The sequence below is a fragment of the Kaistia soli DSM 19436 genome, assembly GCF_900129325.1.
Classification (GTDB): Bacteria; Pseudomonadota; Alphaproteobacteria; order Rhizobiales; family Kaistiaceae; genus Kaistia; species Kaistia soli.
On the sequence record NZ_FQUP01000004.1, the window covers coordinates 24,788 to 50,167 of the forward strand.

At 62.4% G+C, this 25,380-nt stretch carries 29 protein-coding genes, 1 tRNA gene and 1 pseudogene; 16 read left to right on the plus strand and 15 right to left on the minus strand.

The window, feature by feature from the left end; all coding sequences use genetic code 11:
- Nucleotides 1-43 precede the first annotated feature (43 nt).
- From BUB39_RS16875 to BUB39_RS16885, 3 genes are all read left to right on the plus strand, one after another.
- On the plus strand, nt 44-709 hold the full coding sequence (locus tag BUB39_RS16875; protein ID WP_073055739.1) for an alpha/beta hydrolase: 666 nt from the start codon (nt 44-46) through the stop codon (nt 707-709).
- Between the two features lie 56 nt (nt 710-765).
- Nucleotides 766-951 carry a tautomerase family protein gene (locus BUB39_RS16880; RefSeq protein WP_073055741.1) on the plus strand — a complete coding sequence of 62 codons (186 nt, stop codon included), beginning with the start codon at nt 766-768 and terminating at the stop codon, nt 949-951.
- Between the two features lie 165 nt (nt 952-1,116).
- Nucleotides 1,117-1,206 (plus strand) — tRNA-Ser (locus BUB39_RS16885).
- Between the two features lie 475 nt (nt 1,207-1,681).
- On the opposite strand, the gene BUB39_RS16890 is transcribed toward BUB39_RS16885, so the two are convergent.
- The 5 genes from BUB39_RS16890 to BUB39_RS16910 all read right to left on the minus strand — a co-directional run bounded on the left by BUB39_RS16890 (nt 1,682) and on the right by BUB39_RS16910 (nt 5,954).
- Nucleotides 1,682-3,547: a recombinase family protein gene (locus BUB39_RS16890; protein ID WP_244540284.1), complete on the minus strand. Its 1,866-nt coding sequence runs from the start codon at nt 3,545-3,547 to the stop codon at nt 1,682-1,684.
- Nucleotides 3,540-4,088 (minus strand): DUF2924 domain-containing protein, encoded by a 549-nt coding sequence (locus tag BUB39_RS16895; RefSeq protein ID WP_244540285.1) that lies wholly within the window; start codon nt 4,086-4,088, stop codon nt 3,540-3,542. Before BUB39_RS16895 ends, BUB39_RS16890 begins: the two co-directional genes overlap by 8 nt.
- 11 nt (nt 4,089-4,099) lie before the next feature.
- Nucleotides 4,100-4,318, minus strand: coding sequence for a DUF3489 domain-containing protein (locus tag BUB39_RS16900; RefSeq protein ID WP_073055748.1), 219 nt, complete (start codon nt 4,316-4,318; stop codon nt 4,100-4,102).
- Nucleotides 4,270-4,740, minus strand: coding sequence for a hypothetical protein (locus tag BUB39_RS16905; protein ID WP_073055751.1), 471 nt, complete (start codon nt 4,738-4,740; stop codon nt 4,270-4,272). The genes BUB39_RS16900 and BUB39_RS16905 overlap by 49 nt, the downstream gene beginning before the upstream one ends.
- Before the next feature lie 338 nt (nt 4,741-5,078).
- Nucleotides 5,079-5,954: a LysR family transcriptional regulator gene (locus BUB39_RS16910; protein WP_073055754.1), complete on the minus strand. Its 876-nt coding sequence runs from the start codon at nt 5,952-5,954 to the stop codon at nt 5,079-5,081.
- A 107-nt stretch (nt 5,955-6,061) separates the two neighbouring features.
- Here BUB39_RS16910 and BUB39_RS16915 point away from each other — a divergent pair, with 107 nt between their 5' ends.
- The 4 genes from BUB39_RS16915 (at nt 6,062) to BUB39_RS16930 (ending at nt 9,062) form a co-directional block, all read left to right on the plus strand.
- Nucleotides 6,062-6,694: a glutathione S-transferase family protein gene (locus tag BUB39_RS16915; RefSeq protein ID WP_073055756.1), complete on the plus strand. Its 633-nt coding sequence runs from the start codon at nt 6,062-6,064 to the stop codon at nt 6,692-6,694.
- Between the two features lie 69 nt (nt 6,695-6,763).
- Nucleotides 6,764-7,534, plus strand: a complete 771-nt coding sequence (locus tag BUB39_RS16920) for an enoyl-CoA hydratase/isomerase family protein (protein ID WP_073055758.1) — start codon at nt 6,764-6,766, stop codon at nt 7,532-7,534.
- Nucleotides 7,535-7,613: 79 nt separating this feature from the next.
- Nucleotides 7,614-8,291, plus strand: coding sequence for a peroxiredoxin-like family protein (locus BUB39_RS16925; protein ID WP_073055761.1), 678 nt, complete (start codon nt 7,614-7,616; stop codon nt 8,289-8,291).
- A 57-nt stretch (nt 8,292-8,348) separates the two neighbouring features.
- Nucleotides 8,349-9,062, plus strand: a complete 714-nt coding sequence (locus BUB39_RS16930) for an SDR family oxidoreductase (RefSeq protein WP_073055763.1) — start codon at nt 8,349-8,351, stop codon at nt 9,060-9,062.
- 236 nt (nt 9,063-9,298) lie between these two features.
- On the opposite strand, the gene BUB39_RS16935 is transcribed toward BUB39_RS16930, so the two are convergent.
- The 3 genes from BUB39_RS16935 to BUB39_RS16945 are packed head-to-tail and all read right to left on the minus strand — an operon-like array spanning nt 9,299 to nt 10,406.
- The gene (locus BUB39_RS16935) at nt 9,299-9,802 is read right to left on the minus strand and encodes an SRPBCC family protein (RefSeq protein ID WP_073055765.1); all 504 of its coding nucleotides are present in this window, start codon (nt 9,800-9,802) and stop codon (nt 9,299-9,301) included.
- The gene (locus tag BUB39_RS16940; RefSeq protein WP_073055768.1) at nt 9,799-10,143 is read right to left on the minus strand and encodes an ArsR/SmtB family transcription factor; all 345 of its coding nucleotides are present in this window, start codon (nt 10,141-10,143) and stop codon (nt 9,799-9,801) included. The genes BUB39_RS16935 and BUB39_RS16940 overlap by 4 nt, the downstream gene beginning before the upstream one ends.
- Before the next feature lie 5 nt (nt 10,144-10,148).
- On the minus strand, nt 10,149-10,406 hold the full coding sequence (locus BUB39_RS16945) for an SDR family oxidoreductase (protein ID WP_073055770.1): 258 nt from the start codon (nt 10,404-10,406) through the stop codon (nt 10,149-10,151).
- 254 nt (nt 10,407-10,660) lie between these two features.
- Between BUB39_RS16945 and greA the strand changes: the two genes are divergently transcribed.
- Together greA and BUB39_RS16955 are read left to right on the plus strand one after the other, a co-directional pair.
- The gene (gene greA / locus BUB39_RS16950; RefSeq protein ID WP_073055772.1) at nt 10,661-11,152 is read left to right on the plus strand and encodes a transcription elongation factor GreA; all 492 of its coding nucleotides are present in this window, start codon (nt 10,661-10,663) and stop codon (nt 11,150-11,152) included.
- 140 nt (nt 11,153-11,292) lie between these two features.
- Nucleotides 11,293-11,472, plus strand: a complete 180-nt coding sequence (locus BUB39_RS16955) for a hypothetical protein (RefSeq protein WP_073056801.1) — start codon at nt 11,293-11,295, stop codon at nt 11,470-11,472.
- 85 nt (nt 11,473-11,557) lie between these two features.
- Here the strand turns inward: BUB39_RS16955 and BUB39_RS16960 are convergent, their stop codons facing one another.
- Entirely contained in the window at nt 11,558-12,559 is a 1,002-nt protein-coding gene (locus BUB39_RS16960) for a phosphotransferase family protein (RefSeq protein WP_073055774.1), read from the minus strand.
- Between the two features lie 876 nt (nt 12,560-13,435).
- Complete coding sequence (locus tag BUB39_RS16965) at nt 13,436-14,194, minus strand: SDR family NAD(P)-dependent oxidoreductase (RefSeq protein ID WP_073055776.1); 759 nt, start codon at nt 14,192-14,194, stop codon at nt 13,436-13,438.
- Nucleotides 14,195-14,290: 96 nt separating this feature from the next.
- On the opposite strand from BUB39_RS16965, the gene BUB39_RS16970 reads away from it, so the two are divergent.
- Nucleotides 14,291-15,238 (plus strand): helix-turn-helix transcriptional regulator, encoded by a 948-nt coding sequence (locus BUB39_RS16970; RefSeq protein ID WP_073055778.1) that lies wholly within the window; start codon nt 14,291-14,293, stop codon nt 15,236-15,238.
- A 644-nt stretch (nt 15,239-15,882) separates the two neighbouring features.
- Here BUB39_RS16970 and BUB39_RS16975 read toward each other — a convergent pair.
- On the minus strand, nt 15,883-16,164 hold the full coding sequence (locus BUB39_RS16975; protein WP_073055780.1) for a hypothetical protein: 282 nt from the start codon (nt 16,162-16,164) through the stop codon (nt 15,883-15,885).
- Nucleotides 16,165-16,332: 168 nt separating this feature from the next.
- Between BUB39_RS16975 and BUB39_RS16980 the strand changes: the two genes are divergently transcribed.
- Together BUB39_RS16980 and BUB39_RS16985 are read left to right on the plus strand one after the other, a co-directional pair.
- A complete protein-coding gene (locus BUB39_RS16980) occupies nt 16,333-18,426 on the plus strand; it encodes a catalase (protein WP_073055782.1) in 2,094 nt (697 codons plus the stop codon).
- Nucleotides 18,427-18,542: 116 nt separating this feature from the next.
- Nucleotides 18,543-18,869, plus strand: a pseudogene (locus BUB39_RS16985) (HNH endonuclease); the annotation flags it as partial.
- Between the two features lie 130 nt (nt 18,870-18,999).
- Here BUB39_RS16985 and BUB39_RS25525 read toward each other — a convergent pair.
- Entirely contained in the window at nt 19,000-19,176 is a 177-nt protein-coding gene (locus tag BUB39_RS25525; RefSeq protein ID WP_175561892.1) for a hypothetical protein, read from the minus strand.
- 220 nt (nt 19,177-19,396) lie between these two features.
- Here BUB39_RS25525 and BUB39_RS16990 point away from each other — a divergent pair, with 220 nt between their 5' ends.
- Together BUB39_RS16990 and BUB39_RS25530 are read left to right on the plus strand one after the other, a co-directional pair.
- Entirely contained in the window at nt 19,397-20,176 is a 780-nt protein-coding gene (locus BUB39_RS16990; RefSeq protein ID WP_073055784.1) for a restriction endonuclease, read from the plus strand.
- Nucleotides 20,173-20,337, plus strand: a complete 165-nt coding sequence (locus BUB39_RS25530; RefSeq protein ID WP_175561893.1) for a hypothetical protein — start codon at nt 20,173-20,175, stop codon at nt 20,335-20,337. The genes BUB39_RS16990 and BUB39_RS25530 overlap by 4 nt, the downstream gene beginning before the upstream one ends.
- A gap of 104 nt (nt 20,338-20,441) precedes the next feature.
- On the opposite strand, the gene BUB39_RS16995 is transcribed toward BUB39_RS25530, so the two are convergent.
- The 3 genes from BUB39_RS16995 to BUB39_RS17005 are packed head-to-tail and all read right to left on the minus strand — an operon-like array spanning nt 20,442 to nt 22,754.
- Nucleotides 20,442-20,858 carry a DUF5681 domain-containing protein gene (locus BUB39_RS16995; protein ID WP_073055786.1) on the minus strand — a complete coding sequence of 139 codons (417 nt, stop codon included), beginning with the start codon at nt 20,856-20,858 and terminating at the stop codon, nt 20,442-20,444.
- The gene (locus tag BUB39_RS17000; protein ID WP_073055789.1) at nt 20,845-21,384 is read right to left on the minus strand and encodes a DUF5681 domain-containing protein; all 540 of its coding nucleotides are present in this window, start codon (nt 21,382-21,384) and stop codon (nt 20,845-20,847) included. The genes BUB39_RS16995 and BUB39_RS17000 overlap by 14 nt, the downstream gene beginning before the upstream one ends.
- Nucleotides 21,381-22,754, minus strand: coding sequence for a site-specific DNA-methyltransferase (locus BUB39_RS17005; protein WP_073055791.1), 1,374 nt, complete (start codon nt 22,752-22,754; stop codon nt 21,381-21,383). Before BUB39_RS17005 ends, BUB39_RS17000 begins: the two co-directional genes overlap by 4 nt.
- A gap of 445 nt (nt 22,755-23,199) precedes the next feature.
- Here BUB39_RS17005 and BUB39_RS17010 point away from each other — a divergent pair, with 445 nt between their 5' ends.
- Nucleotides 23,200-23,607 (plus strand): site-specific integrase, encoded by a 408-nt coding sequence (locus BUB39_RS17010; RefSeq protein ID WP_073055793.1) that lies wholly within the window; start codon nt 23,200-23,202, stop codon nt 23,605-23,607.
- A 237-nt stretch (nt 23,608-23,844) separates the two neighbouring features.
- Entirely contained in the window at nt 23,845-24,762 is a 918-nt protein-coding gene (locus tag BUB39_RS17015; RefSeq protein WP_073055795.1) for a GntR family transcriptional regulator, read from the plus strand.
- The last annotated feature ends 618 nt before the right edge of the window (nt 24,763-25,380 follow it).

A 25,380-nucleotide genomic window follows, 5' to 3' on the forward strand; every position in this document is an offset into this window, starting at 1 on the left:
CACCGGGCGCCGCGTCTCTCCATCCCGACATCGGATCATCATCATGACCCTCTCTCAGACACGCAGCGCGCCGCCCCATGGCGGCCGCCCCATCCTTGCCGCCGGCGCTGCGCCGGAAGAGGCTCGTGGTGCCGTCGTCATGCTGCATGGGCGCGGCGGCAGCGCCGAGGATATCCTCTCGCTCAGCGCCTATTTCCGTCATGGCGACCTTGCTTTCCTGGCGCCGGCGGCCGCTGGCAATGTCTGGTATCCGCAGCGTTTCATCGAGCCGCGCGCGGTCAACGCACCGTATCTCGGCTCAGCCCTGGAGACGGTCGCCAACCTTCTCGATGATCTGAACGCGGCTGGCCTCGCCGATGAGCGGATCGTTATTCTCGGCTTTTCGCAGGGCGCCTGCCTCGCCCTCGAGGCCGCCGCGCGGCGCCCGGCCCGCTATGGCGGCGTCGTCGCGCTGTCTGGCGGGCTGATCGGCGTCGATGCCGAACTCTGGCAGGGCGACGAGCGGCTCGCTGGAACGCCGGTGCTGCTTGGTTGTTCTGAGCGGGACGGTCATATCCCGCTCACTCGCGTCGAGGTCTCGGCCGAGCGGTTCGCGGCCAGCGGCGCCAGCGTGACGAAGCGGATCTATCCAGGATCGAGCCACGGCGTGAACGACGACGAAGTCGGCCTCATCCGCACGCTGCTGACCGGTCTCGGCCAGCCGGCTTGACGGCTCGTGTGTGGCGGGCTCCGATTGCCATCCATTGGCCGCAGAGGAGCCTGACCATGCCTGAAGTGATCGTCTATGCCGTCGAAGGTCGCTCGATCGAGCAGCATCGCGGCCTCGTCAAGGATATCACCGATGCCGTGACGCGGAACTTCGGCGTCACCGCGGAGCAAGTCGTCGTGCAGATCGTCGAATCCGCGCCATCCCGCAAGGCGCGCGGCGGCATCCTCTTCAGCGACCGCTGAAGAGGACAAATGGACCTACGGAGGGAGCGAGCCGGCAGATCTCCGACGCGGCGCGGGCGGCGCATCCACAGGCCGTCTTGAGGATGGACTGCGAAAGCGCGTACCGGCCCTTGTCATCCCTCCCGCGGCCATGTATCACCCGCTTCGCGCGAACGGCGCCACCGCGGAGAGGTGGCAGAGTGGTCGATTGCACCGCACTCGAAATGCGGCATACTCGCAAGGGTATCGGGAGTTCGAATCTCCCCCTCTCCGCCAATAAATTCTTGTTTTCAATGGCTTTTTGACCTTTGAGAGACCGCGGCCGATAACGCCGTCGTTTCCGAGGCTTGCGGGCGGTCGATCTTCACGAGGGTGGAGAGAGACGCATATTGCGCCCAGCCACCCGCGCATTTTAAGCCCCCGTCTCCGCGGCGGCTTTCGGCAGTACCCCCTTTTTCCATTTTGGGTACCGGCGGTTCGCTGACTGCGCCTCTATCAGTCTCACGGCTTCCTAACGCCTGCGCGAGGCAAGGGCAGCTACCGGCATCTGACCAAAGGGGGCGCACTGGACCCGGCGCCCGCCGATCAAGCTTTCCGCTACCGGCAGACCGCGTGAGACCGTCCTGGAAACCCCGACACAAGATGCTGACGAAGCCCGAGAAGCAAAGCTGCCGAAGTGGCATCGATGGCATACGCCCTTGCTTCCATTTATTGGATCCTAGCGCAGGGCAGGCTGGAAAGCTGCGAGGCGTTACTCGAATCCAAGCACGCGGCGCTGCTCCGCCCAATCGATCGGCAGCCGGGTGTCGGCCATTAGCTTGTTGGCTGTGAGGGTTACAGGCTGCCGGCCTTCGAGGATTGCCGTCACGATGTCGGGTGCAAGGAAGGCCAGCCTGACGAGCCGCGAGACATAAGACTTGTTCAAGCCCTCGTTCCTGGCGAGTTCGGCCGCGGTGAGTTCGGGATCGCTGTTCAACCGGTCGAAAAGACGGCTCGCCCGAGCGAGGATTCTCGCGAGGCTCCGGTCGGGCTCCGCCGCCGCCGTTCTGCCCGGCACGATCAGCCTGAGTTCGTGGCCGGCTCGCCTGAAAGCAACCGGGACGGTCAGTTTGATGTCGCCACGACGAATCTGCTCGCCATCTGAACCTAAGGGTGCCGCGGCAACTTGCTTCGAATTCGTTTCAACACGATCGGCCGGTAGGCCTGCGTCGCGGACGTTCAGGATCTGCACGAGCGCCGACCTGTCGATCGAGACGTCGACACGATCACCATTGACAGCGATGCGCTGGAGGATGGCGAGCAAGAAATCTCGTTGAGCAACCTCGCCGCCGCTAGCGAGGACCGACGCCTGCCGTCCGGCCGCGTCCAACAGAACTCTCTGGCTCACTGCATCGAGGGCGCGAAGCTGACGATTGGCCGGTTCCTCCTCCGCATCCGCTGCCGCGACGATCTCGGCCGGAGTGGTGAGGAAAGTGCGTAACCGGTCGAGAACAAGGCGTTCGATGCCGGCGGAGGGGAGACGCTGCCCGGTCAAGGCTGCATTGACTGGTCTCGGCTCGTCGCCAACGTCCGACTTCCCCGGTCTGGCGGCTATCAGCGTCTGCGAGACATAGTAGCGATAGCGGACGCCGTTCTTGCTGGCATGGGTGGGCGTCATCCGGTTGCCGTCGGCATCGAAGATGAGCCCGGCGAGCAGCGACGGCGCATCAGCATTGGTGCCACGCTCGCGGTCGACCCGATTGATAGCAAGGATCCGCTGGACGTCGTCGAACAGCGCCTCGTCGATGATCGGATCGTGCTGACCAGGATGCGACACACCCTTGTGCGCGATCTCGCCGCGATAGAGCCGGTTCGCCAGCATGGCATAGAGCGCACCACGGCCGAGCGGCTGCCCGCCATAGGCTGCGCCATTGTCGCGCTGACGAACTTTGCTGACGACGCCGGTACGGTCGAGTTCCGCCTGCAGGAGCCGGACCGACTTCAACGCCGTGTAACGCTCGAAGATCAGCTGGACGGTTCTGGCTTCCGCCGGGTTCACGACCAGCTTGCGATCCTGGACGTCGTAGCCGAGCGGCGGCAGGCCGCCCATCCACATGCCCTTCTTCTTAGATGCGGCGATCTTGTCGCGGATGCGCTCGCCGGTGACCTCGCGCTCGAACTGCGCGAACGACAGCAGCACGTTCAGCGTCAGCCGTCCCATGCTCGATGTGGTGTTGAAGGCCTGGGTGACCGAGACGAACGACACCGAGCGCTGGTCGAAGATCTCGACGATCTTGGCGAAGTCCGCCAGCGATCGCGTGAGCCGGTCGACCTTGTAGACGACGACCACGTCGATCTTGCCGGCAGCCATATCGATCAGCAGCCGCTTCAGCGCCGGCCGCTCCATCGTGCCGCCGGAGATACCACCATCGTCATACATCTGCGGCAGGGCGATCCAGCCCTCGTGGCGCTGCGACAGGATGTAGGCCTCGCAAGCCTCCCGCTGCGCATCGAGCGAGTTGAAGTCCTGCTCAAGCCCCTCTTCGCTCGATTTGCGGGTATAGATCGCGCAGCGGAGCTTTGTCGTTGCAGCCGAAGCCATCCGGTGCGAGGACGATGATGAAGACGACCTAGCCATCGTTTGATGCCTTCGCCTTCCGGGGCCTCGGTACCGGTGCGGAGGCGAGCTTGCCCTTTCGCTGTAAGCCACCGGTCTTTCCACTTGCCGCGCCGATACCGAAGAAGCGCGGTCCTGACCAATGCGTGCCGGTGATCTCGCGGGCGATCTCGGTCAGCGATCGGTAGCTGCGTCCGGCGTAGTCGAAGCCGGCGTCCGTCACGGTGACGCTATGGGTTCGGCCATGCCACTCGCGAACAAGCCGCGCGCCGGGCATCAGCACCACGCGAGCGGCACCAAGGCGATCATCCCCCGCCGACGACGTTGCTTTGCCGGCGGAGGCCGCCTCCGCCGCATCGGCGAGGGTGCGCAACCTGCGAGCATCGGCCTTGCCGAGTCCGCCAAACGCGATCTCCTGGTAGCGATAGCCGATCGCCCGCATCAGCAGATCGCGGCTGAGCGAGGGCGGCTGCGAGCGGAACAGGCGGCGCCACTCGGTCTGTAGCGCCGCCGTGTTCATCGTCTCCAGCTCCGCCAGCCTGCTGGCGAGGGAGGTAGTCACTGGCATCGACTTCAGACCGCCGCGTCCGATACTGAAGGCGCGGCCTCAACCGTCGGGCTCAGGAGGATCCGGTAGACCGAACCGGCATCCCCATCCTTCTGCCGGTCAATGCGGTGGCCCTTCTTGCGCAGGCCGCTCAGCACCGCCCGCACCGTATGCGGCAGCCAGCCGGTCGCCGCTATCAGCACCTCGATCGTGGCACCGTCCTGACGCGACAGCAGAGCGATGATCTGGTCCTGCTTCGAGGGCGCCGTTGCGGCTTCTCCATGTCAGCATCGACGGGCGCTGTGGCCGCATCTCCACCATCGCTGATCGGCTCGATCCCGATCGCGGCGAGGCCGGCTGGTGCCAGGCGAAGCCCGATCCAACTCGAATTCTCATCTCCTCGCCAGCTCTCGACCTCCGTCTTGACGGCAACCTCTTCAACGAGCTCTCGCGACAGAAGGCTCGTCAACAACGCCGTGAGCGCGCTGCCGCGCGCCTTCAGTCCATCCGGCACCGGCAGCATCATTCCGTTGTCGCGATTGGCGGCGGCGTTCAGCAGCACCAGCGCCGTGTCGGACAGCTTCTTGGCCGGCATATTGCCGGTCGCCCGCGGCTCTGCCGAGACACGGCCCTGATCGCCGCCGTCGATGGTGAGATTGATGTCCATGATCTTGCTCCATTCGGCACCGACACGTTGCTGGCGCTTGCACGGAGGCGAGCCCGGCGGAGACCACAGGCCGGACGGAGGCTGCGTCCGGCCGGCTATCGCGCCGTCGACGCAGACACAGCAATGCTTGCCGGCGGTGGGAAGTCCAGTCGGAATGTCGGAGCGCTAGAAACGGTGGAGCAGCCGCTGTCGACTCAAAGCGGCCTTCCCTAGACGCCTTTGCGAAGGTCCGCTCTGCGCCCTCATTTCGGTCGTAGCCGGTGCCTTGTGCGCATCCCGAAAGCGGACATCTCGGCATCTCGGCGGAATGGTAAACCTGCGCCGATCGTAGATTGGACTTACCCGACGACCCGCTCCACGAAGTCTGCGAATGCCCGCGCCTTGGCGCCTGCAAGACGCCCCGTGGGGAAGACCGCCCAGAGGTCGATGCTCGTAAGCTCCCAGTCTTCAAGGACGCACGTAACCTCACCGCTCAGTAGTTCCGGCCAGAACATCCAGTCCGAGGTGACGGCCAGCCCCATGCTAGCCTTAACCGCTGCGCGAATGCCTTCGGCTGCGCTGAACTGAACCCGACCGGAGACCACAACAGAGGCTTCGGTTCCCTCCCTGCGGAAGGTCCAGCTCCTGCCGAGCTGGGAATAGACCACCGCCTGATGCGCGGCGAGATCTGCCGGCACCTGAGGCACGCCGTGCTTTTCAAGATAGGCAGGGGTCGCGACCACGGACCGCCGACCGGTTGCAAGACGTCGCGCAACGGCAGAAGAGTCGGTGAGTTCGCCCATGCGCAGCGCGATGTCGATGCCCTCGGACACGAGATCGATCACCCGGTCGTCGAGTACCACGTCCACTTCCAGTTCAGGGTGCTCCTCGAGGAATTCCGGCAGGCGCGGAATGATCATCAACCTCGCGAATGTCGTCGCCGCGCACACGCGAAGGCGCCCGAACAATCCTGCGCCCGCTCCCTTCGCTTCCAACTCGGCCTCGTCCGCTTCATGGATCGCTGCCTTTGCCCGCTCATAGAAGCGAACGCCGGCGTCGGTCGGCGACAAACCGTGGGTCGACCGGATGAGCAGGCGGACCTGAAGGCGGTCCTCCAGCTGTGCGATCGTCTTCGAGATCGCCGGCTGACCGACACCTATCTGTCGGGCCGCCTGCGAGAATGACCCCGCTTCCACCACCCGCACGAATGTGGTCATCGCCTGCAATCGATCCATTGCTTATTCTCCCTGGGAATAAGCAATATGGCCTTCAGCTGTCTGCCTCAAGCCCCTTGGAATGGTCATAACTCTCTCCAACGAACACGATCCGATGGAGACGAGCGATGATCGAAGTCTATGCCTTTTCCACCCCCAACAGCGTCAAGGTGCCGATCGCGCTGGAGGAACTCGGTCTTGCCTATGACCTGAAGGCCGTGAACGTCCGCAAGGGCGAGCAGAAGGCGGCGGCGTTCGTGGCGCTCAATCCGAACGGCAAGGTGCCCGTCCTGCTGGACGACGGCTTCATCCTGACGGAAAGCGCCGCGATCCTCATCTACCTGGCTGAGAAGACCGGCAAGCTTTTGCCGAGCGACGGCGAGGGCCGCGCCCGAGTCTTCGAACAGCTGTTCTTTCACGCTTCGGGCCTAAGCCCCGCCTTCGGCAATGCCGGCTTCTTCAAGCGCTCCTCGCCCGAGCCGCAGCCGATCGCCGAAGCCCGCTTCACCACCGAAGCCGAGCGCATTCTCGGCCTCCTCGATACGAAGCTTGCCGATCAGGCCTTCATGGCTGGTGAGGCCTTCACCATCGCCGACATCGCCCATTTCGGCTGGCTGTGGCGCCGGCAATTCCCCGGCCTGACGCTCGACGACCGCGCGAACCTTTCCCGTTGGTACGAAACCGTGGCCGCCCGCCCCGCCGTCCAGCGCGCCATCGCTCGCGTCGAGGCGCTGGTCGAAGCTCCTACCTCTGCGGCCTGACCCAAGGCGCTTCCTGTCCCGCTTCCTCTTCAACCCGACCACAGAACCCGGACATACAGGAGTACCCCCATGTCTCGCTTCGATACCTACAAGAACAACTTCCCGAATGCCCGTCTGACCCGTTCGCCGAGCGGCGTCCTCGAAGTCGCGCTCCATACCGATAGCGCCAAGCTTCTGTTCAACGGCCACACCCATGAGCAGTTCGTCGAACTCTTCCACCAGATCGGTTCGGATGCCGACAACCGAGTCGTCATCCTCACCGGCTCGGGCGATGCCTTCATGGATGCGATCAGCCCCGAGGGCTTCGATTTCTTCTCGCCGCTCGGCTACGACAAGATCCTGCGCGAGGGCAAGAAGGTGCTCATGAACATCCTCGACATCGAGGTCCCGATGATCACCGCGCTGAACGGTCCGGTCCTCCTGCATTCGGAATATGCGCTGCTGACCGACATCATCCTCGCAACCCCGGAAACGGTCTTCCAGGACAAGCCGCATTTCGACTTCGGCATCGTGCCGGGCGATGGCGTCAACCTGCTCTGGCCGGAAGTGATCGGCAGCGTGCGCGGCCGTTACTTCATCCTGACCCGGCAGGTCCTGGATGCGAAGACCGCCCAGGATTGGGGCGTCGTCAACGAGATCGTGCCAGCCGACAAGCTGCTCCCCCGTGCCCGTGAAATCGCCGAAGGCATCGCAGCGCTTCCGCCGCTCACCAGCCGCTACACCCGCATTGCCCTGACGCAGAAGCTGCGCCGGATCATCGACGAAGGTGCCGGCTATGGTCTGGCCCTCGAAGGCATCAGCGCCGCCGAAGTGGCGCGGTCGATGGCCGCCAAAGGCTGATCATTCCCATCCATCGCCGGGCTTCAGCGCAAAGCCTGGAGTCCGGCACGTCCCACGTTCAGAATAGAGGGGCAGATCCATGACCCTGCAATCCAAGATCGATGCCTTCAAGGCCGATTTCCAAGCCGGCAAACCGCCTTACAGCGTACCCTATTCGGTCATCGAGACCATGCAGCGCGCAACCGCCGAGCTGATTGCCTCGGGCGCGGCCCAGAAGGCACTGAAGGCTGGCGATCGCCTACCGGAATTCATGCTGTCCGATCCCGACGGCAAGACGGTTTCGTCCGCTGATCTTCTGGCGCATGGCCCGCTGGCGATCAGTTTTTATCGCGGTGTCTGGTGCCCCTACTGCAACATGGAACTGCAGGCGCTCCAGAAAACGCTGCCGCAGTTCGAGGCGCTCGGCGCGCAGCTTGTCGCCATCTCGCCGCAGAACCCGGTCAACAGCCGCAAGTCGATGCGCCAGAACAACCTGACCTTCCCGATCCTGTCGGACCCGCACAACGACGTGGCCGCCGCCTTCGGCCTGCGCTTCCACATGCAGGATTACCTGATCGAGCTCTACAAGTCGCTGAAGAACGACCTTCCGGCCTTCAACGGCGACGACAGCTGGACCCTACCGATGCCGGCCCGCTACGTGGTCGGTCAGGACGGCGTGCTCCTCTATGCGGAGGTCAATCCGGACTATACTCGCCGTCCGGAACCGGAAGACATGCTGCCGGCGCTTCGCCTTGCGGCCAGCCGCGCCGCTGCCTGATCCATTCAATCCGTATCGGCGCTGCTGATCTTGAGGTAGGGCCTGAGGTTTCTTCCCATGCAGAGAACGTTCCTGATCACTGGCGCCAGCAAGGGCATCGGTCTCGCCCTGGCCCACCGCCTCGCCGAACGCGGGCACACCGTCATCGGCATTGCCCGGAACCCGAGCGCCGATTTCCCCGGACCGCTCCACACGCTCGACCTGTCCGAACGCGCAGCCAATGACGACCTGGCCGCAATCGTCAGGGGCAGCGACGTCGATGGCGTGATCAACAATGTGGGTCTGGTCCAAGCCGAGCCGCTCGGCGACATCGCCGTCGAAACGCTCGAGGAGGTGATGCGCGTCAACCTGCATCCCGCCCTCGTGGCTGTGCAGGCGGCCTTGCCCGGCATGCGCACGCGCAGCTGGGGCCGTGTCGTCAATATCTCCAGCCTCACCGTTCTAGGGAGCGTGCAGCGGACGAGCTATGCCGCTGCCAAGGCCGCACTCGTCAGCTTCACACGAAGCTGGGCTCTGGAACTCGCACCGACCGGGATCACCGTGAATGCTGTCTCGCCCGGGCCAACCGAAACGGAACTGTTTCGGGCGAACAATCCGATCGGCAGCGCAGGTGAGGCGCGCTACCTCTCCGGCGTTCCCATGGGCCGGTTCGGCCGACCGGGCGAGGTGGCCGCTGCGATTGAATTTTTGCTGTCGGACGACGCCGCGTTCATCACCGGCCAGACGCTGCACGTCGACGGTGGAGCCTCGATCGGGAAGTCTTTGCTGTAGGATGACTGCAATCGGTCCAATGCCTGCTCTGGATCGGTCTCGGGAGCAGCGCACCGAAGTTCCATGACTGTTCTCATCCTCTAAACTCCAGAAGTTGACAGTCTGCCAGCGGCCCCGAAGCGGCCTTTCCGGCACGCCATTGCGAATGGCCGCTTTGCGCCCTCGCTCCGGCCGGACAGGCCGGTGGAGTCACTCCCCAAAAGTAGACGTTCTCCGCAAAGCCAGTTTCCCGACCCCTACTCGCCTGTGCGGGAAAGCAATTCGTCGAGCTGCTCCAGCTGCTCCGGCAATCCGGCCGCCGAGCCCTGTAGTGCTTCCTCAAGCGCCTCTTTGGACGGATAGATTTCGTGGAAAGTCAGTAATGTCTTCCCGCCCTGGTCCTCGAAGGTAACGGTCGTAATCGCGCCCTCTTCGCCCTCGTCGTTGGTCCAGATGATGCGCTCGTCCGGCACCACCTCGAGATACTTGCCGTAGAAGGCCATGGTGTCCGAACCGCCGGCGCCGAACTCCAGCCGATATCTTCCTCCGGTACGGACGTCCGTCTCACACGATACGAGCGAAACGCCGGATAGTGATTTGGGCACCCACCAGCGCTGGAACAGCTCGGGCTGGCTCCACGCCCTGAAAACAATGCTCGGCGGCGCATCGAATATCCGCATAACGACGAGTTCGCGATCCCCTCTGCGCTCGACTGACGTTGGGTTCTGCGCACCACCTGCACGGCCAACTTGCTGACTCATTCGCTTTCCTCCGGTTTCATTTCCCCGATGATTTCGTCCAAGGCGTCAAAGCGGGCCTCGAAGAGCTTGCGGTGCGCCTCGATCCACTCCGCCTCTACCTTGAGGCCACTCCTTCCAAGCTTGCAGGTTCGAACCCGTCCTACCTTTTGCGTGACGACGAGCCCCGCCCGCTCCAGGACATGGACGTGCTTCTTCATGCCGGTCAGCGTCATCTGGAACGTATCGGCGAGACTGGTGATCGACGCGTCCGCTCGGCCAAGCCGATCGATGATCCCGCGGCGGGTCGGATCAGATAGCGCCGCAAAAGAGCGATCGAGGAGACGACTTGAATACTGAACCATATAGTTCAGTATTTAACCTGTTCCCGTATGAAGCGCAAGCGTCCGGAACTTTCCTTGCCGTAGCCGGCGCAGGGGCCAGCCAGCCAAGCGACTAGATCGGCGATCTCGTCGGCCTTGCCAATTCGCCCGAGCGGCAGCTTCGGCACGATGTAATCCATCAGGCTCGCCGTCATTTCCGTCTCGATCAGGCCGGGCTGCATGTTGTTGACCGTGATCTGACGCGGGGCAAAGTCGAGAGCGGCACCCCTCACAAGCTGCGCCACAGCTGCCTAGGTCATTGCCTAGACGCTGGAGCCGGCCAAGCTGATCTGATGCGCCGTATTGCTGCCGATCGTGACGATACGGCTCCGATCGTGCAGATGCGGCGACGCATAATGGATTGCAGCGAACACGCCGCGGATATTGACGGCGACCGGAAAAGGAGATCGTGCTGCCGGACAGCCGTTCCGTGAGTGCAGCTTTATCTCGGATAGTCCGTTAATCGAGTTGGGATAGCCCCAGTCAGGAGACCGACCCATTGAGCGTGGCGTTCGTCAAAGAAGAAAGCGCCGAGGCCGCATCAGAGACCATTTTGCCAGCTCGTCCGATCTCCGATCGGATCAACCTCGTCACGGAAGCTGGCCTGCGTACCCTGCAAGACGACTTGGCCAAGGCGAGAGCGGCTTTCGAGGCCGCTGACGCGCTGGATGACATCAACGAGAGGCGGCGGCAGTCGGCGCTTCCTGTTCGGGATATGCGCTACTACGCCGAACGCGTCCGCACGGCCCAGGTGTCGCCGCCGCCCCTATCGAATGACATGGTAGCCTTCGGTCACACCGTCACCTTCGTGCGTGACGATGGTCGCAAGCAGACCTTCCGCATCGTCGGCGAGGACGAGGCCGACCCGTCTCAGGGTTCGATATCGCATGGCTCTCCGGTGGCCATCGCCCTGCTTGGAAAAAGCGTCGGCGATGTTGTCCAGCTGGGGAATTGCGAACTCGAGATTCTCTCAATTGCTTGCCGCACATGACCTGTTTTCGGTCGCGCGGTTTCAACGATTGAGGCGCGTTCGGATGTCGGCCCGCCCTGTTCGGACATCCTTGGCTCGGTGAGATATGAGAATGCGAGCCGGCTGCGTCACGCGACCAATTGGCCGAACAGGAGCACGTCTTGACCGAGCGAGTTGAACGGCACCGGCAACCCTGGACACACGAGGAGCTCGAGAAGCTCAGATTGCTCGCCAAGAAGGGCATGGCACTGAAGGCGATATCGAAAGCGATGACGCGCAGCCAGGAATCCATCCAGGACCGCGCCAAACTCGATGGCATCGGGATCGCCAAGCTTCGCTAGATCGCGCTCGTGGACCCGACGTCGGACAGGCAAGGCCGGCTTCCGGTGTTGGGAGCACATGTCCGCTTGGCGCGAAGACGATGACCTACCAGACGAGTCCATCGAGATGGTTATGGCCGGACAGCAGGCGGGCGATGCGGCCGCGCGCCGCCTCGCGCATTTCTGGCTGGGGGTGGTGTGCGTGAAGTGCGAGTTCCCCATACATGTCATAGAGATTCAGGCGCTCACGCAGATGCGCGCGCTCGAACAGCTCCGGATACGCGCCGTGCAGCCATCCGGGAACTTCTTTCAGCGTAGTCTCGTCGAGCCCTTGTTCGTCGGGGCGGGGCGGGAAATCTCGTGCTTTCGCGCACCAGCGCAGAATGGTATCGAGCTCGACATCCGCCGGCTGAGCCACCGCCTCCGCGAAGTCGACAAGACCGGTGACGCGTCCTTGGTCGACGATCACGTTGGAGCCATGCAGATCGCCGTGGACGAGGACGGGTTCGTCGTCGGCGAACAGTGTCAGCCGCTCCTTGATCCAATCGGCGGCGTCCGCGAGCAGGCGCGCGTCGTGACCGGAAAGTCGCCGGGCGGCCTTGACCTGCGGGAGCGTCGCACTCACGACCGGTGGGTGGTAGGCCGGCCACGGTCCGCCGGAGAGCGCGTCGGCCAGCCAGGGCGGCAGCAGGCCCGCCGGGACAGGAACGCGGTGCAGCGCACGCAAGGCAGCGCCAAGGCTCTCGATGATTGCTTGGCGCGTGGGTGAGTCCGCCGCTGGCCATGCGTCGCTGAGGCTCCGGCCGGGCAGGCGTTCCGAGATATACCAGGGCCCGTCCGGGCCCTCCCCATGGGCGATATGCCGGGCATGCGGAACCTCGCTGCCGGCGAGCAGACTGACGACCGCGGCCTCGTGACGATAGGCGCCACTAAACCTTGTGTCGGTGTTCAATCGAACAACGTATTCGTTGCCGACCCACACGCGGCTGACCCAACCGGACGTTTGAACATAGCGTCCGGTTGCAGGCAAACCAGCGGCCGCCAGCGTTCTTCGCAGCGGCGGATCGGTAGCTGGCTCGGCGGCGAACGGTGCTGATCGGGCGCTCACGTTTCATGCCTCACAGATATTAGTTCACTGTCTTGAGACACGTCGACTGTCAGATCAATTAGGTTTGAGGCCGCACGCGGCCTGGCTGTTGGCCTATAGTCGAAGATATCCCAGATTTCGCAAGCTCATCGCTGCCGGGGAAAAGTCAGGAAAATAACTGTCGCGAAAGGTCAGCCGCAAAGCTCGGCATTCCGCTGATGACATTTGCGTCACCAAGGTCATCGTCGGTGTTACCTTGCAGCTGGAAACAAGCACTGCCTCGAGAGTTGAGTGCATCATGCCCGCTGCCGGGTAACCAGACTCGCTTCCTTCGCTGCCACTCTTTGCGGCTCCGGTCCTTCGGCCGCGGTACGCGCGGTGCGTGAACGCTGGGTCATGTCATGTGGTGGTGACTCCGCGTGAGGCCGCGGGAATGGTCCTGCGGCTGATCTGAAGGGTGCGAACCATCCCGATACCAGCAGACGTCGCCTTGGGCGCGAACCCCGACTGTCCGATCAAGTGGCAGAGTTCCCAATACCGCTCCGGATACAATTTCCGCTCGTGGTGCAACGCCGACCAAGTTCGTTCCCACCTCAACACAGGCTGGAACCCGGCGCGTCCGACCTATCTAGAACTTATACGTTAAAGGAGACAATCACACGGATAGGCACTTGGAACGGGCTTGGGCCCTGCCGACGTCAACAGTACTCTGAAATATTATATCGCGTATTCTGAAACTAATCTCGATATTTTGTCAAGTTACAACTATTACTATTGCTTTTAACATAAGGTACAACTTTTCTTCACTATAGACTGTGCGCGACGAACTGTGGTCCGTACTTAGTTATACATCCTGGTTTCGGTCCGCCGGTATAGCGGCGGCGGACCTTGGTTCGATTACCAGGGATAGGTTTCGTCGATCGACCCGGTAAATGTGCCGGTCGGGCCGTCGCTGGCGAGTAGCGCGACGCGGACGGCCTCGGCGGCGCCCTGCTGGACGGTTTCGGTGCCTTCGTAGTTGTTGAGCGCAGTGCTGGTGAAGCCGGGCGTCACGGCGTTGACCTTGATGCCCTCTGCCTCGAGATCGATGGCAAACGCCAGCGTAATGGCGTTGAGCGCGGTCTTTGAAGCGCCATAGCCGGGGTTGAAAGCCGCGCGATAGGGATGAGGCGCGGCGTTGATCGTAAGCGACCCGAGGCCGCTCGAGACGTTGACAATGCGTGCGCCCTTCGACTTGCGCAGCAGGGGTACGAAGGCCTGAGTCACGGCGAGGACGCCAAAGACATTCGTCTCCCAGATGGTCCTTACTTCGTCGACCGAGATCAGCGTCGCCCGCGAGCGCTGAACATAGTCCTGCATTGTCTCGACTTCCTGGCCATTTGCCCGGGAAATGGCGGCATTGTTGACGAGGATGTCGAGGCGGCCAAATTGCTGTTCGACCTCAGCGACGGCGGCTCGGATCGAGGCGTTGTCGGTGACGTCGAGCTGAATGGGATAAACGTCTCCGTCAATGGTCTGGGCCGCCGATTTGCCGCGATCGAGGTTACGGGAGGCGAGCAGCACCGTGAGTCCATTGGCAGCGAGATCGGTGGCGATCTGAAGCCCGATGCCCTGATTGGCGCCGGTAACGAGGGCGATGTGTGAGTTTTCAGCCATGGCGTGATCCTGTTCTGGGTTGGCGAACAGGAGATGGTCATCGACAGTCGGACGTTCTATATCTAAACGTCCAATATTCATTCGAATGAGTCCAGAATGGCTGATCCCCTCACTCAGATTGTCGGCCTGCTGCAGCCGGGCGCGCCGTTCTCCAAATGCGTCACGGGATCGGGACCATGGCGTGTGAGACGGACGCAATCGCCTAATCCCTATTACGTCGCGGTGCTCAAGGGGAGCCTACGCTACCTGGATCACCAAAGCGGCGAGGTCATCATCGGTGCAGGCGACTTCATCCTGATCCCCTTCGCTCATGACTTTATGATGTGGAGTGACGTGGCAAGCGATGACAATGACATGGTCATCGATCCTGTCATATTGCCGGGAGGCGGGTATCGCGTCGGCAGCGTTGATGGCCCGATCGATATGCGCGCGCTGGTGGGCTACTGCGTATTCAACTCCGACGATGCGACCTTGCTGTCGTCGCTGCTGCCGGGACTAGTGGTGGTGCGAGGCGAGCATCGCCTGGCTATGTTGATGCAGTTGCTGGGCGACGAGGCCGTTGGCAGCAAGCCGGGACGAGAAGTGGTCCTGCAGCATCTCCTGGAAGTGCTGCTGATCGAGGCGTTTCGGTCGGCGGCCGAGCTGGGCGACGCCCCTGGATTGCTACGCGGCCTTGCGGACGATCGACTGGCCGTGGCGATAAGGGGCATGCATACAAGGCCAGAGCGCGGATGGACCGTGGCCGAACTGGCGCGAGAAGTAGCTTTGTCTCGGTCGGGTTTTTATCAGCGGTTTCAGAGCGCGGTCGGCATGGCGCCGATGGAATATCTGAAGGCCTGGCGGCTGGCTTTGGCCAAGGACCTTTTGCGCAAGCGGGAGGCCAGCGTCGGGGAAATCGCCCGACGGGTTGGATACAGCTCCGCGAGCGCCTTCAGCGTGGCTTTCACGCGTGATGTGGGCATGTCGCCGGCACGCTACGCGCGCGACACATTTGCGAGCTTGCCCGGTATGGCGTCAGAGGAGTTTGAAGGCGCCATCGCCTAACCTTGCTCGCCTGGCTTATCGCTTGAGGAAGGGACGAGCCAATCCGCGCGAGCATCGGATCCGCCCTCCCCTGACGCGAGGCGGCTAGCCGAGCGCGAGCGTGCTCGACCACAGGTTGGGCGTCGGCACCCGGCATGTGGAACGTCGCGGCGCCGAGGCGGAGGATGGTGACGCCCCGAGATGTGACGGTTTCCATGATCTTGCCATCTGAGCCCGCGGAGCCGAGGCTCATGTGGCAGCGTTGCCGCGACTGGCCTTCACCAGCTCGGCGATGACGCTCGAGGGTGATGGCCGCCTTCCGCGCCGCACGGCCCTCTTGGGCAAAGTCGATCCAACCTTCGTTGCCGGCGACTGATCGGTCGCGAGGCTGTATGCAGATTGCAACAGCCGCGGCAGGCGTCACCGTCGGGACCTGTTTGCCGGCATTGATTCGAAGCAGCCTCAAATAGCAGACTCATTGATGGAATGGGCATCGGCCGCCGAGCCTCTACGGCGCATTCGGCGACAAGAGCGGCCTGCTTCTTGAGGCGCTGCGTCGCTATTCGGACAATTCCCTGGCTGAGATCAACCTTGCCCCCTCGTGTCTCCGCTGCCCATATCGAATGACATAATCGCTTCGGCCACTGTCACCGTCGAGCGCGACATCAACCCTTGATTTTCAGGCGTAGGCCGTTGGTAAGTTCGATCATCCCGCCGGCGAGATCCTCGTGGCTTTGGTCCAAGCGGCAATTCGTGACTCGCGTGTCATACCAGGGCGAGAAGATCACCAGACTGCTGGATGCACCGCGTTTACGAGGTTCCGCCTCGCCAAAGCATCTGCGGGCCTCGCGCTCGCAGTCGGCCCTGACCCAGCCGCCCGTGGCGATCGCGGTTCCTTGCCATGCCGGCGCTACGCGGTCAACGATATCCAGCTTGTAGACGGGCATTCGCTTCTCCCGGGATGCAACGCTGACGCTCACGCGATGGCAACGTCGGCCCCTCGGCGACGTTCCCGGTTACACCTCCACCCCGTCAACGGAACCGCCCTCAATTCGGCACGTTTGCTCCGGTGAATCGGCCGCTTGTCGCGGCCCCCAAAGAACCGGGAGTGAACGATGGCCGATCGCAATAAGACGGGGACAAGCGAGCCGACATCCCGCGGAGCCGGGGGCGAACTACACCAGACTGCGTCGCAGCGTGACCAGCGCACCACGACCAATCATGGCGTCCCGATCAGCGATAACCAGAATTCGCTGAAGGGCGGCAAGCGCGGTCCGACTCTGCTCGAAGATTTCGTCCTCCGCGAGAAAATCCAGCATTTCGATCATGAGCGCATCCCGGAGCGCATCGTTCATGCCCGCGGTTCCGCGGCGCATGGCTATTTCGAGCTGACGGAATCGCTCGCCGACGTAACGCGCGCAAAAGTCCTGACGGAGGTCGGCGCGAGAACCGAAGTCTTTGTCCGCTTTTCGACGGTGGCTGGCGGCGCCGGCTCGGTCGATACGCCGCGCGATGTCCGGGGCTTCGCAGTCAAATTCTACACGAATGAAGGTAATTGGGACCTAGTCGGCAACGACATCCCGGTGTTCTTCATTCAGGATGCGATCAAGTTCCCCGATCTGATCCATGCGGTCAAGATGGAGGCCGACCGCGGCTATCCGCAAGCCGCAAGTGCTCATGACACCTTCTGGGACTTTATCGGCCTCATGCCGGAGTCCACCCACATGATAATGTGGGCGATGTCCGATCGCGGCCTCCCGCGTTCTTACCGGATGATCGAAGGCTTCGGCGTCAACACCTTCCGCCTGCTCGATGAGAATGATGACGCGGTGTTCGTCAAGTTCCATTGGCGGCCGAAGCTAGGTCTGCAGTCGACCTGCTGGGACGAGGCGGTCAAGATCGCAGGCGCCGATCCAGATTACCATCGCCGCGATCTGCACGAAGCGATCGCGGCGGGCGACTTCCCCGAATGGGACTTCGGTGTTCAGGTCCTGACGCAGGCTGAAGCAGACGCACTGCCATTTGATATCCTCGACGCGACCAAGCTGATTCCGGAGGAGATGGTTCCGATCCGTTTCGTCGGGCGCATGGTGCTGGACCGCAACCCGGACAATTTCTTCGCCGAAACGGAGCAGGTAGCCTTCCTGCCAACCAATATGCCGCCCGGCATCGATGTATCGGACGATCCGCTGCTTCAGGGACGACTGTTCTCCTACCAGGACACGCAGCTCTCACGCCTCGGCACGGTCAACTTCAACCAGCTGCCGGTCAATCAGGCTAAGGGGTGCCCCTACCAAAATTTCCAGCGTGATGGCCAGATGCAGACCAAGGTATTCACCGGCCGCGCCAATTATGAGCCAAACAGCCTGGCCGAGTATGGCGAGATCGGCGGCCCGCGCGAAGATCCCAAGGGTGGATTCCGCAGCTTTGCCGCGCCTACCGAAGGTAGCAAGGTGCGGCTTCGCGCCGAAACTTTTGCGGATCATTATACCCAAGCTCGGCTGTTCTTCCGCTCGCAGACGCCGATTGAGCAGGCACATCTTGCCAGTGCTATCGTCTTCGAGCTGTCCAAAGTGGTGCTTGAGCCGGTGCGGCTGCGCGTGATCAGCAACCTGCGCAATGTCGACGAGGACCTCGCTAAGCGCGTCGCGGACGGCCTGAACATGGATTTGCCCGCGGCGTCGAAGGCTGACGTTGAACCCCAGGCGATGGACCTGTCGCCGGCGCTGCGCATCATCGGCAAGTATCCCCCGTCGTTGAAAGGGCGCACGGTCGCGATCCTGGTGACGGACGGTGCTGATCGAACGATCATCGACGCACTGCGCGCAGCGGCCGAAGGCGACGGTGCAGCGGTCAAGATCGTGGCGCCCAAGATCGGCGGCGTGGTGCTGAAGAACGGCGAGAAGGTGAAGGCAGATGGGCAGCTCGCCGGCTCACCGTCGGTACTGTTCGACGCGGTCGCCCTGGCGCTTTCCGATGCGGGATGCGCGCAGCTCCTGAACGAAGCCGCAGCCGTCAATTTCGTCAGTGATGCATTCAGCCACCTGAAGGCGATCGGCTACAGCCAGGAAGCGAAGCCGCTGCTTGACAAGGCCGGTGTCTTTGCCGATCCGGGCATCGTGTTGCTCGATGCGAAGCAGGGTGGTTTTGCCGAACACGCTGCAACCCGCCAATGGGATCGTGAGCCGAAGCTGCGCATGTTGGCATAGGCAGACTCCCCCCCTCCGCATCGTCGAGGAGGTTGGCAGTATCGGGGGCTTTGGACGGCACCGCCTCGCCCGACGCTGGTCTGGCGGTCGAGGATCGCGAGATGACTTGCCATGCGCGCGTCGTTCTCGACGCCTATGACGAGCGCTGTGCCATCAGCGGCCTGAGGCTGATCAATGGCGGCGGCCGAGCCGAGAGTCCCAGCAGCGCATATCGTCCGGTCGAAGCCATTGGGCGGGATATCATTAGCAACGGCATTGCGCTTTCCGGAACGGCCCATTGGATGTTCGACCGCGGATTGATCGGTCTATCGGATGAGCTCAAGATCTTGATCTCCCGCCACGTGAATGACGCGGACAGCGTACGATCCTTCGTCAATCGCAGCGGACGGGTGCTGGCGCCCGAAAGAGCTTTTCAGCGACCGCATCCGCACTTCCTGCAATAGCATCGGCAGCACTGCTTCAAACAGTAAGTCAGCAGTTTCGGCTCCGCCAGTCGGCTCGTCCTCGGCTCCCGGCAAGCAAAAACCCAACCGGTACAGAAGGTCGACGACCGCGCGGATCTGCGGCCATGGCTCATCCTCGTAATCCAGCCGGTTCCATCACGCCGAGCAGGGCACCGAGCTTGGCCATCACGCCAAGGATGCTGGAAGCCGGGGTGGCGAAGAGATTGGCAGCGAGCGCGTCCTCGCGAACGCCGGCGCGCTCGTCCTGACGATCTACGTCGGCCGCTCGGCAATATGCCGCCAGCATCGTCCGCGGCTGTCTCGCTGCTGCTACTCGCCCCTGCGCCGCTCACGAGCCCGACGCGCCTCGTGCCAGTCTCGTCACGCGAGCGCCGGATCGATCTCCGTCGGGGTTTCGCGGCTTTTGACGGCGTTTGCCCTCAATCAGTGTCATTCCGGCTTGACTACCCCTCGCTCCGCAAGCGCACGTTGCGGTCATCATCACTCATCGTCGACAGGAGCAGCGGGTGAAGATCGAAGCGTTCAAGCCCGGCAAGGTTCGCTATATCAAGCTCGGCAAAGGCGGCGCCTGGGCCCGGACGGCCATTGATGACGGCATCATCCCGCTCGGGTTTCGGAACGTCGAGCACGAGATTTGCGCCGCGGGGGAATGGGACGAGTTACGGCGGCGGCTGACAGCGGCAGATCGCCCGGCATCAGGGGCAACGCAGGATGTTCGTGAGCTGAGGGACTTCTACGAACTTCCCGACGACACGCTGTTTGTGACGATCGCCGACGGCCATCTCTATTGGGCCTTTCCAGACGGGCCGGCCATGGCGGTCGAGCCTGCCCTCCCCGATGGCCCCAGCCGCTATCGCCGCGCGGCAGCCCCAGGCTGGCGCCGCACAAGCCTTGCCGGCGAGCCGCTCTCGGTCGCCGGCCTTAGCTCAGCATTGACGCGCACGGCGGGCTATCGTCGGACTATCTGCGCCATCGATCGCGAGGACTATCTGCTGCGCCGCATTCGCGGCGATAGCGATCCTCTGCATGCTGAGGCAGCGACCCTTCAGGCGTCGATGCAGACCTTGGCTGTTGCGATGATAAGGCAGCTCGACTGGCGGGAGTTCGAGACGCTGGTCGATCTCGTCTTCACGCGTGGCGGCTGGCGGCGGATCAGCTTGCTCGGCGAGGACATGCCTGACATCGACCTCGCCCTCGACCAGCCGCTCACTGGCGAGCGCGCCTGGGTGCAGATCAAGACCGAGACAAACAGGCTGAGCTCGACGACTATCTCGAACGCTTCATGAGCGACGGCAGCTATGACCGCTTCTTCTTCGCCTGCCACAAGCCGGCAGGCTCGCTTGTGATCGCGGCAGAGCCGCGTCTGCATCTGTGGACAGGCGAGGCGCTCGCTGCCATCGCCATCGAGGTCGGCCTGTTCGGCTGGCTGATGGACCGAACGCGATAACGAGCCGGGGCAGCGGCGGCCGCCGCGGACGCTAAGCCTAGCGGAGGCTGAGAGCGCGGCGCCTGCGCCGCCGCCCTAAGCAGCCCCGGCACACCCTTTTGACGCTAGAAGCGCGGCGTCAGCGCTTCTCCGCCATATCCATAGGGCACATCGTCCTTAGGCGAGTAGAGCTCCATCCATTCCTCGATCGTCAGCGCCTCGGGAAACACAGCGTATTTTGGCGTGTCGGTCGGTTCCGGTGCGAAGCGGATGCGATATTTGTCGAGCAGCTTGTTGGCCTTGACGCTGCCCTGCAGCGACCGATGCTTGAGGATCTGGACCAACAGCTCGACCGTGTTCATCGTGCGCGGCCGGCCCTCGATAGTGACCCGATGCCGCTCGGTGGCGATCGCCTGGACGATGGTATTTGTGTTGAGCGCGCCCTTCCGTCGGCCCTTCGGATTGCCAGACTGGCCGTGTTGGAACTGATGTTCGGCCGGCGGCTTGCCGTAGCCCGTCGGCGCCCTGTCATCGCTGTTCAAGATCGGGATATCCTCTTCTCAAGTCATCATTGCGCTCATCATCGCTCACGCTCGCCAGATAGCGCTCGCGAGCAATCGCTATCTGGTCGGCTGACCATATCGGCACCCCGGTCGCGGTTTTCTCTTTGGGCCGCCCGAAAAACTGAACCAAGAGCGTCCCCATGCCGATGGGCATCGTCTTTGGAATATGGATGACGCCGCCCTGCTCGAGCTCCGGCATTGCGATCGCGCCGTGCGCGTCGAACTGCTGCAGGCAATAGGCAACCGCCTCGAGATCGCCGGTCATCGCCTTCTTCAGCATCGCCCGGAGCTGCGCTTCCTTCATCGCCACCGTCTTAGCTCGGCCACCCTGCCGCAGCTTGACCGGCGCGTCGAGCAATGCAGCCATGTCGGTGACCGCCGGTCCCTTCTTCCGCGGCCGCCCGCCGGGATTCCCCGACTGGCCCTTTTTGAACCGCGTTCTGGGCGGGGGCCGGCGATAGCCGACGTCTGAGGGAGGACTCTTGTTGTCGGAGGCGTCGCTCATTCAGCAGCCTCCCGAGTCGCTTCAACGACATCGTCACGCGTCGTGTCATCAGCCGCGTTGGCCTCGGCGCGCCGTTCCGCCTCGACCTCGGCGAAGCTCTGCCCAGTCGCAAGGAGCGTCGCATCGAGCCGGCAAACCTTCTTCGTCCGCCGCAGGATGACATCGCAATAGAGCGGATCGATCTCGATGCCGTAGCCGCACCGACCGGTCCGCTCCGCGGCGATCAGCGTGGTGCCGGAGCCGGCGAACGCATCGAGCACGATGCCCTTGCGCCTCGAGCAGTCGAGGACCGCATCGGTCACCAGCGCGACCGGCTTCACCGTCGGATGCAGGCTGAGATCGTCGCGGTTGCCGCCGAAGGCGTTGATGCCCGGATAACTCCAGAGATTGGTTCGGTTTCGGCCGTGCTTGCCGAGCTCGACATTGTTGATATGCGGCGCCGTCCCGGACTTGAACACGAAGACGAGTTCATGCTGCGATCGATAGAGCGATCCCATGCCGCCGTTCGACTTCGCCCAGACACAAAGGTTCTTCAGTTCGCTATAGGCCGCTTGGCCTGCGGCGAGCACCTCCTGCATGTGCCGCCAATCCATGCACTGATAGTGAATGGCGCCGTCGATCGAGACCGCGGCGAGATGCCGGAACACCGTGGTGAGGAAGTCCGTGAATGCCTCCGGCGACATCTCGCCGGAGGCCATCGCGAACTCGCGATGCTGGACCTTGCCGAGGCCCGAGACATGGCCTGAGATCGGCACGTTATAGGGCGGATCGGTGAACACCATCTGCGCCCGGTCATCACCAAGCAGCGCCGCATAGGTCTCGGTTTTCGTTGAATCGCCGCAGATCAATCGGTGACGGCCGATCGACCAGAGGTCGCCCGCGCGCGTGATGGCGGGGCCGACGATGGCCGGCACTTCATCCCCCGGGTCGGGCTTGCTGTCCTTACCGTCCAGCGACAGCTCGCCGATCAGCACATCGATCTCAGGCAGCTCGAAGCCGGTAATCGAGAGGTCGAAGTCGATGTCGAGGCTGGCGAGATACTGAAACTCGATGCCGAGCAGTTCGCGGTCCCAGCCGGCCTTTTCCGCCAGCCTGTTATCCGCAATCACATAGGCGCGAATTTCTGCCTCGCTCATGCCGGAGAGCTTGATCGTCGGTACCGTCACCCGGCCCAGGATCTTCGCGGCCGCGACCCGGCCATGTCCGGCGATAATGCCATTCGCATCATCGATCAGGATCGGACTGGTGAAGCCGAACCGCTTGATCGACGCGGCGATCTGCTCGACCTGCTTCGGGGAATGCGTGCGAGGATTGCCCGGTCGCGGCTTTAACGCCGCAACGGGTTGATCAACGATTGAACGCTTTGACATGCGAGAACTCCATCACGACGAATGATCGGAGCTCTTCGCTGAGTGAAGCGGCCCCGGCTTAAATCCGGAACCACCTGGCAAGAACCCAGGAGACGCCGAACGGCGCTCACGCCGGGTTCTGGCGTGAAACCTAATGGTCGCTCGTCGCGATCCACATCGCGCCGCCCACAGCCAATCGGTTGTTAACTTATAGTTAAGAATACGGCTGTCGGCCTGCAACGGTCGCGGTGACGTTTTTACGACCGATCCCGCCGCCGACACGGAGCGCGGAATCCTCGCCGGATGACAAAAATGGGGACTGCGGCCCAGTCGGTTCGCGAACCGAAACACAGCGTGAAGCGCGGCAAGACACCGGTGTTGGCGCCGGACGAGGCACGGCAACTGCACGATGCCATCGACGTGTCGACGCCGATCGGCCTCCGCGACCGCACCTTGGATCAGCCTGATGGCCTATTCCTTCGCCCGCATTGGCGCCGTGCTCAGCATGAAAGTCGAGGATGTCTTCATCCAGAATCGACGGCTCTGGGTTCGGCTGCATGATAAAGGCGGCAAGCAACACGAGATGCCCCGCCACCATGATCTCGATGCCTATCTGCAGGCCTATATCGATAGCTGTGGCCTCGCCGACGCCCCGAAGGGCCCGCTGTTTCGCACGATCGGCCGGGGAAACGACCAGCTGACGACCACGCCCCTCACCCAGCCCAACGCCTATGCCATGGTGCGGCGGCGGGCCGCTGCAGCGCTCATCCCTAGAAGTCGCAACGCGATGGCGAGCGCGGCCAAACAAGCGCAAACGGCATTCACGACCAAGTCTGGCGGCGAGATCGTTTCCGAAATCGACGTCGCTTCATAGTAATGAATGACGACTGCCGATGGCACCGTACTGAACGACTCCGCTACAGGCGCGAGAGCCGCATATCATCGCGTCTTCACCCAGGCTCTTACCCCTTTCCGTAAGTCTTGACTTTTACGATTCAATTTTTATCGATAAACACGTTTATCAGTCACTCTTCCCGTCCAGTCTCCCAAGTGGTATCGCAGCGATCATCCCCGCGGTGCGGGACGTCCTTCGGCATTCTTACCGGTTGGCATGGCGCGATCACGCTCGGTCTTCAAAAACAGCTACAATCGCTTGCTGGACATCCTTGCGGAAAAGGCCGTCGGCGATCCGCTTCGTTCGCTGACTGAACTCGGATCGGACCTCCACGTCAGTGGCTCGACCATTGCTCAGCTAGTCCGCCAGTTGGAGAAGTGCGGCCTCGTCGCAGGACAACGGCGTTGGCGCGTTATCGTGCGCTTGCCCAACGCCTCAGACTACTACCCGATGGGCGAGACGCGTTCCGCCACGCAACACCTCGAAGAGCAATTCCTGCGCTCGATCATAGGCGGTGACGCCAAAGAGGGCGACGTGATCAATGAGCTGCAGATAGCCCGGCGTTTCAACACGAGCACTTCAAGCGTGCGCGAGTTCCTCATCCGGTTTTCCCGTTTCGGCCTCATTGAAAAACGGCCCAATCGCAGTTGGATATTGCGCGGCATCACTACGGAATTCATAGACGAAGTTCTGACGCTCCGAGAGGCCTTTGCTGGCATCGCCGTCCGCAGATTGCTGCTGCTGCCGACCGCGGATTCTGTTTGGGCGCATCTTGCGGAGTTGCGCATCCGGCTGCTGGCATTCATCGACAAGGTGGAGGTTGGCGACCGAGAGTTCCAGGATCTCGAGAACGAGACCTACGGCCTCATGGCCCGGGCCTCGACAAATCGATTCATTGTAGAGTTCACAGAACTGTCCCTCAGCATCGTTTATTACAATTATCGCGTGGATCGTGCTTGGGAGATTTCTGAGAACAAAGCTGGCGCACGAATTCTGGTCGAGATGATCGAAGCGATCGTCTTGAAAGACATGCAGAAATCTCAAGAATTGATTAAGCAATGGATTGAGAGGGCACGCTATTCGTATCGCTATACATTGTCGTCGCGGGCTCATACAACCCATGGCGACAGATGACATCGCACTGCTTGCAAGTCGCGTGATCGCGCTAGTCGGCCGTTTGGCCACGATCGCCGCCATTTTGGACCGCTCCGGCGTTTGCCGAAGGCTGAAGTTTTGAGCCGTCACGATTGAGTGCTCGCGTCGATGGCGATAGTTCGCAGAAGCTCAATCTGTAATCAGCGATACCGACGTCGCCACGACCGACGATTATAGTTGTGCGGAATTAGGCGGTGCAAACCGTGCCGTCGTGGCATGCGGGGCTGATGGTTAGAGATGCCGAACTGACATAGGCGCCCGCTTGCCATGAGATCATAGAGGCCGGAGCCACTACGCAGCACGTCAGATCCTGCGTTTGGCAATCGCTTTCGCCGCGGGAGCGAGCTCCTCTACCCCGAGGCCTCGCTCTCGTCCGAAGCTCAAGCAAGGGGTTGGATGACACTATGACGTTAGCGCTCTAGGCCGGATCGACGTTCAGATTATCCGAATGGTGCGGCCGCGAGCAAGACGAGTCCACGGAAGTCGATGGTTCGTCGTTCTCAGTGTGTCGCGAAGCGTCGGAAGTGCTTGAGGCGGTCGACTCATCGCTCGATCGGTTTTGACGTCTGTAGATGTCGGCGGCGTGATGAATAGCGA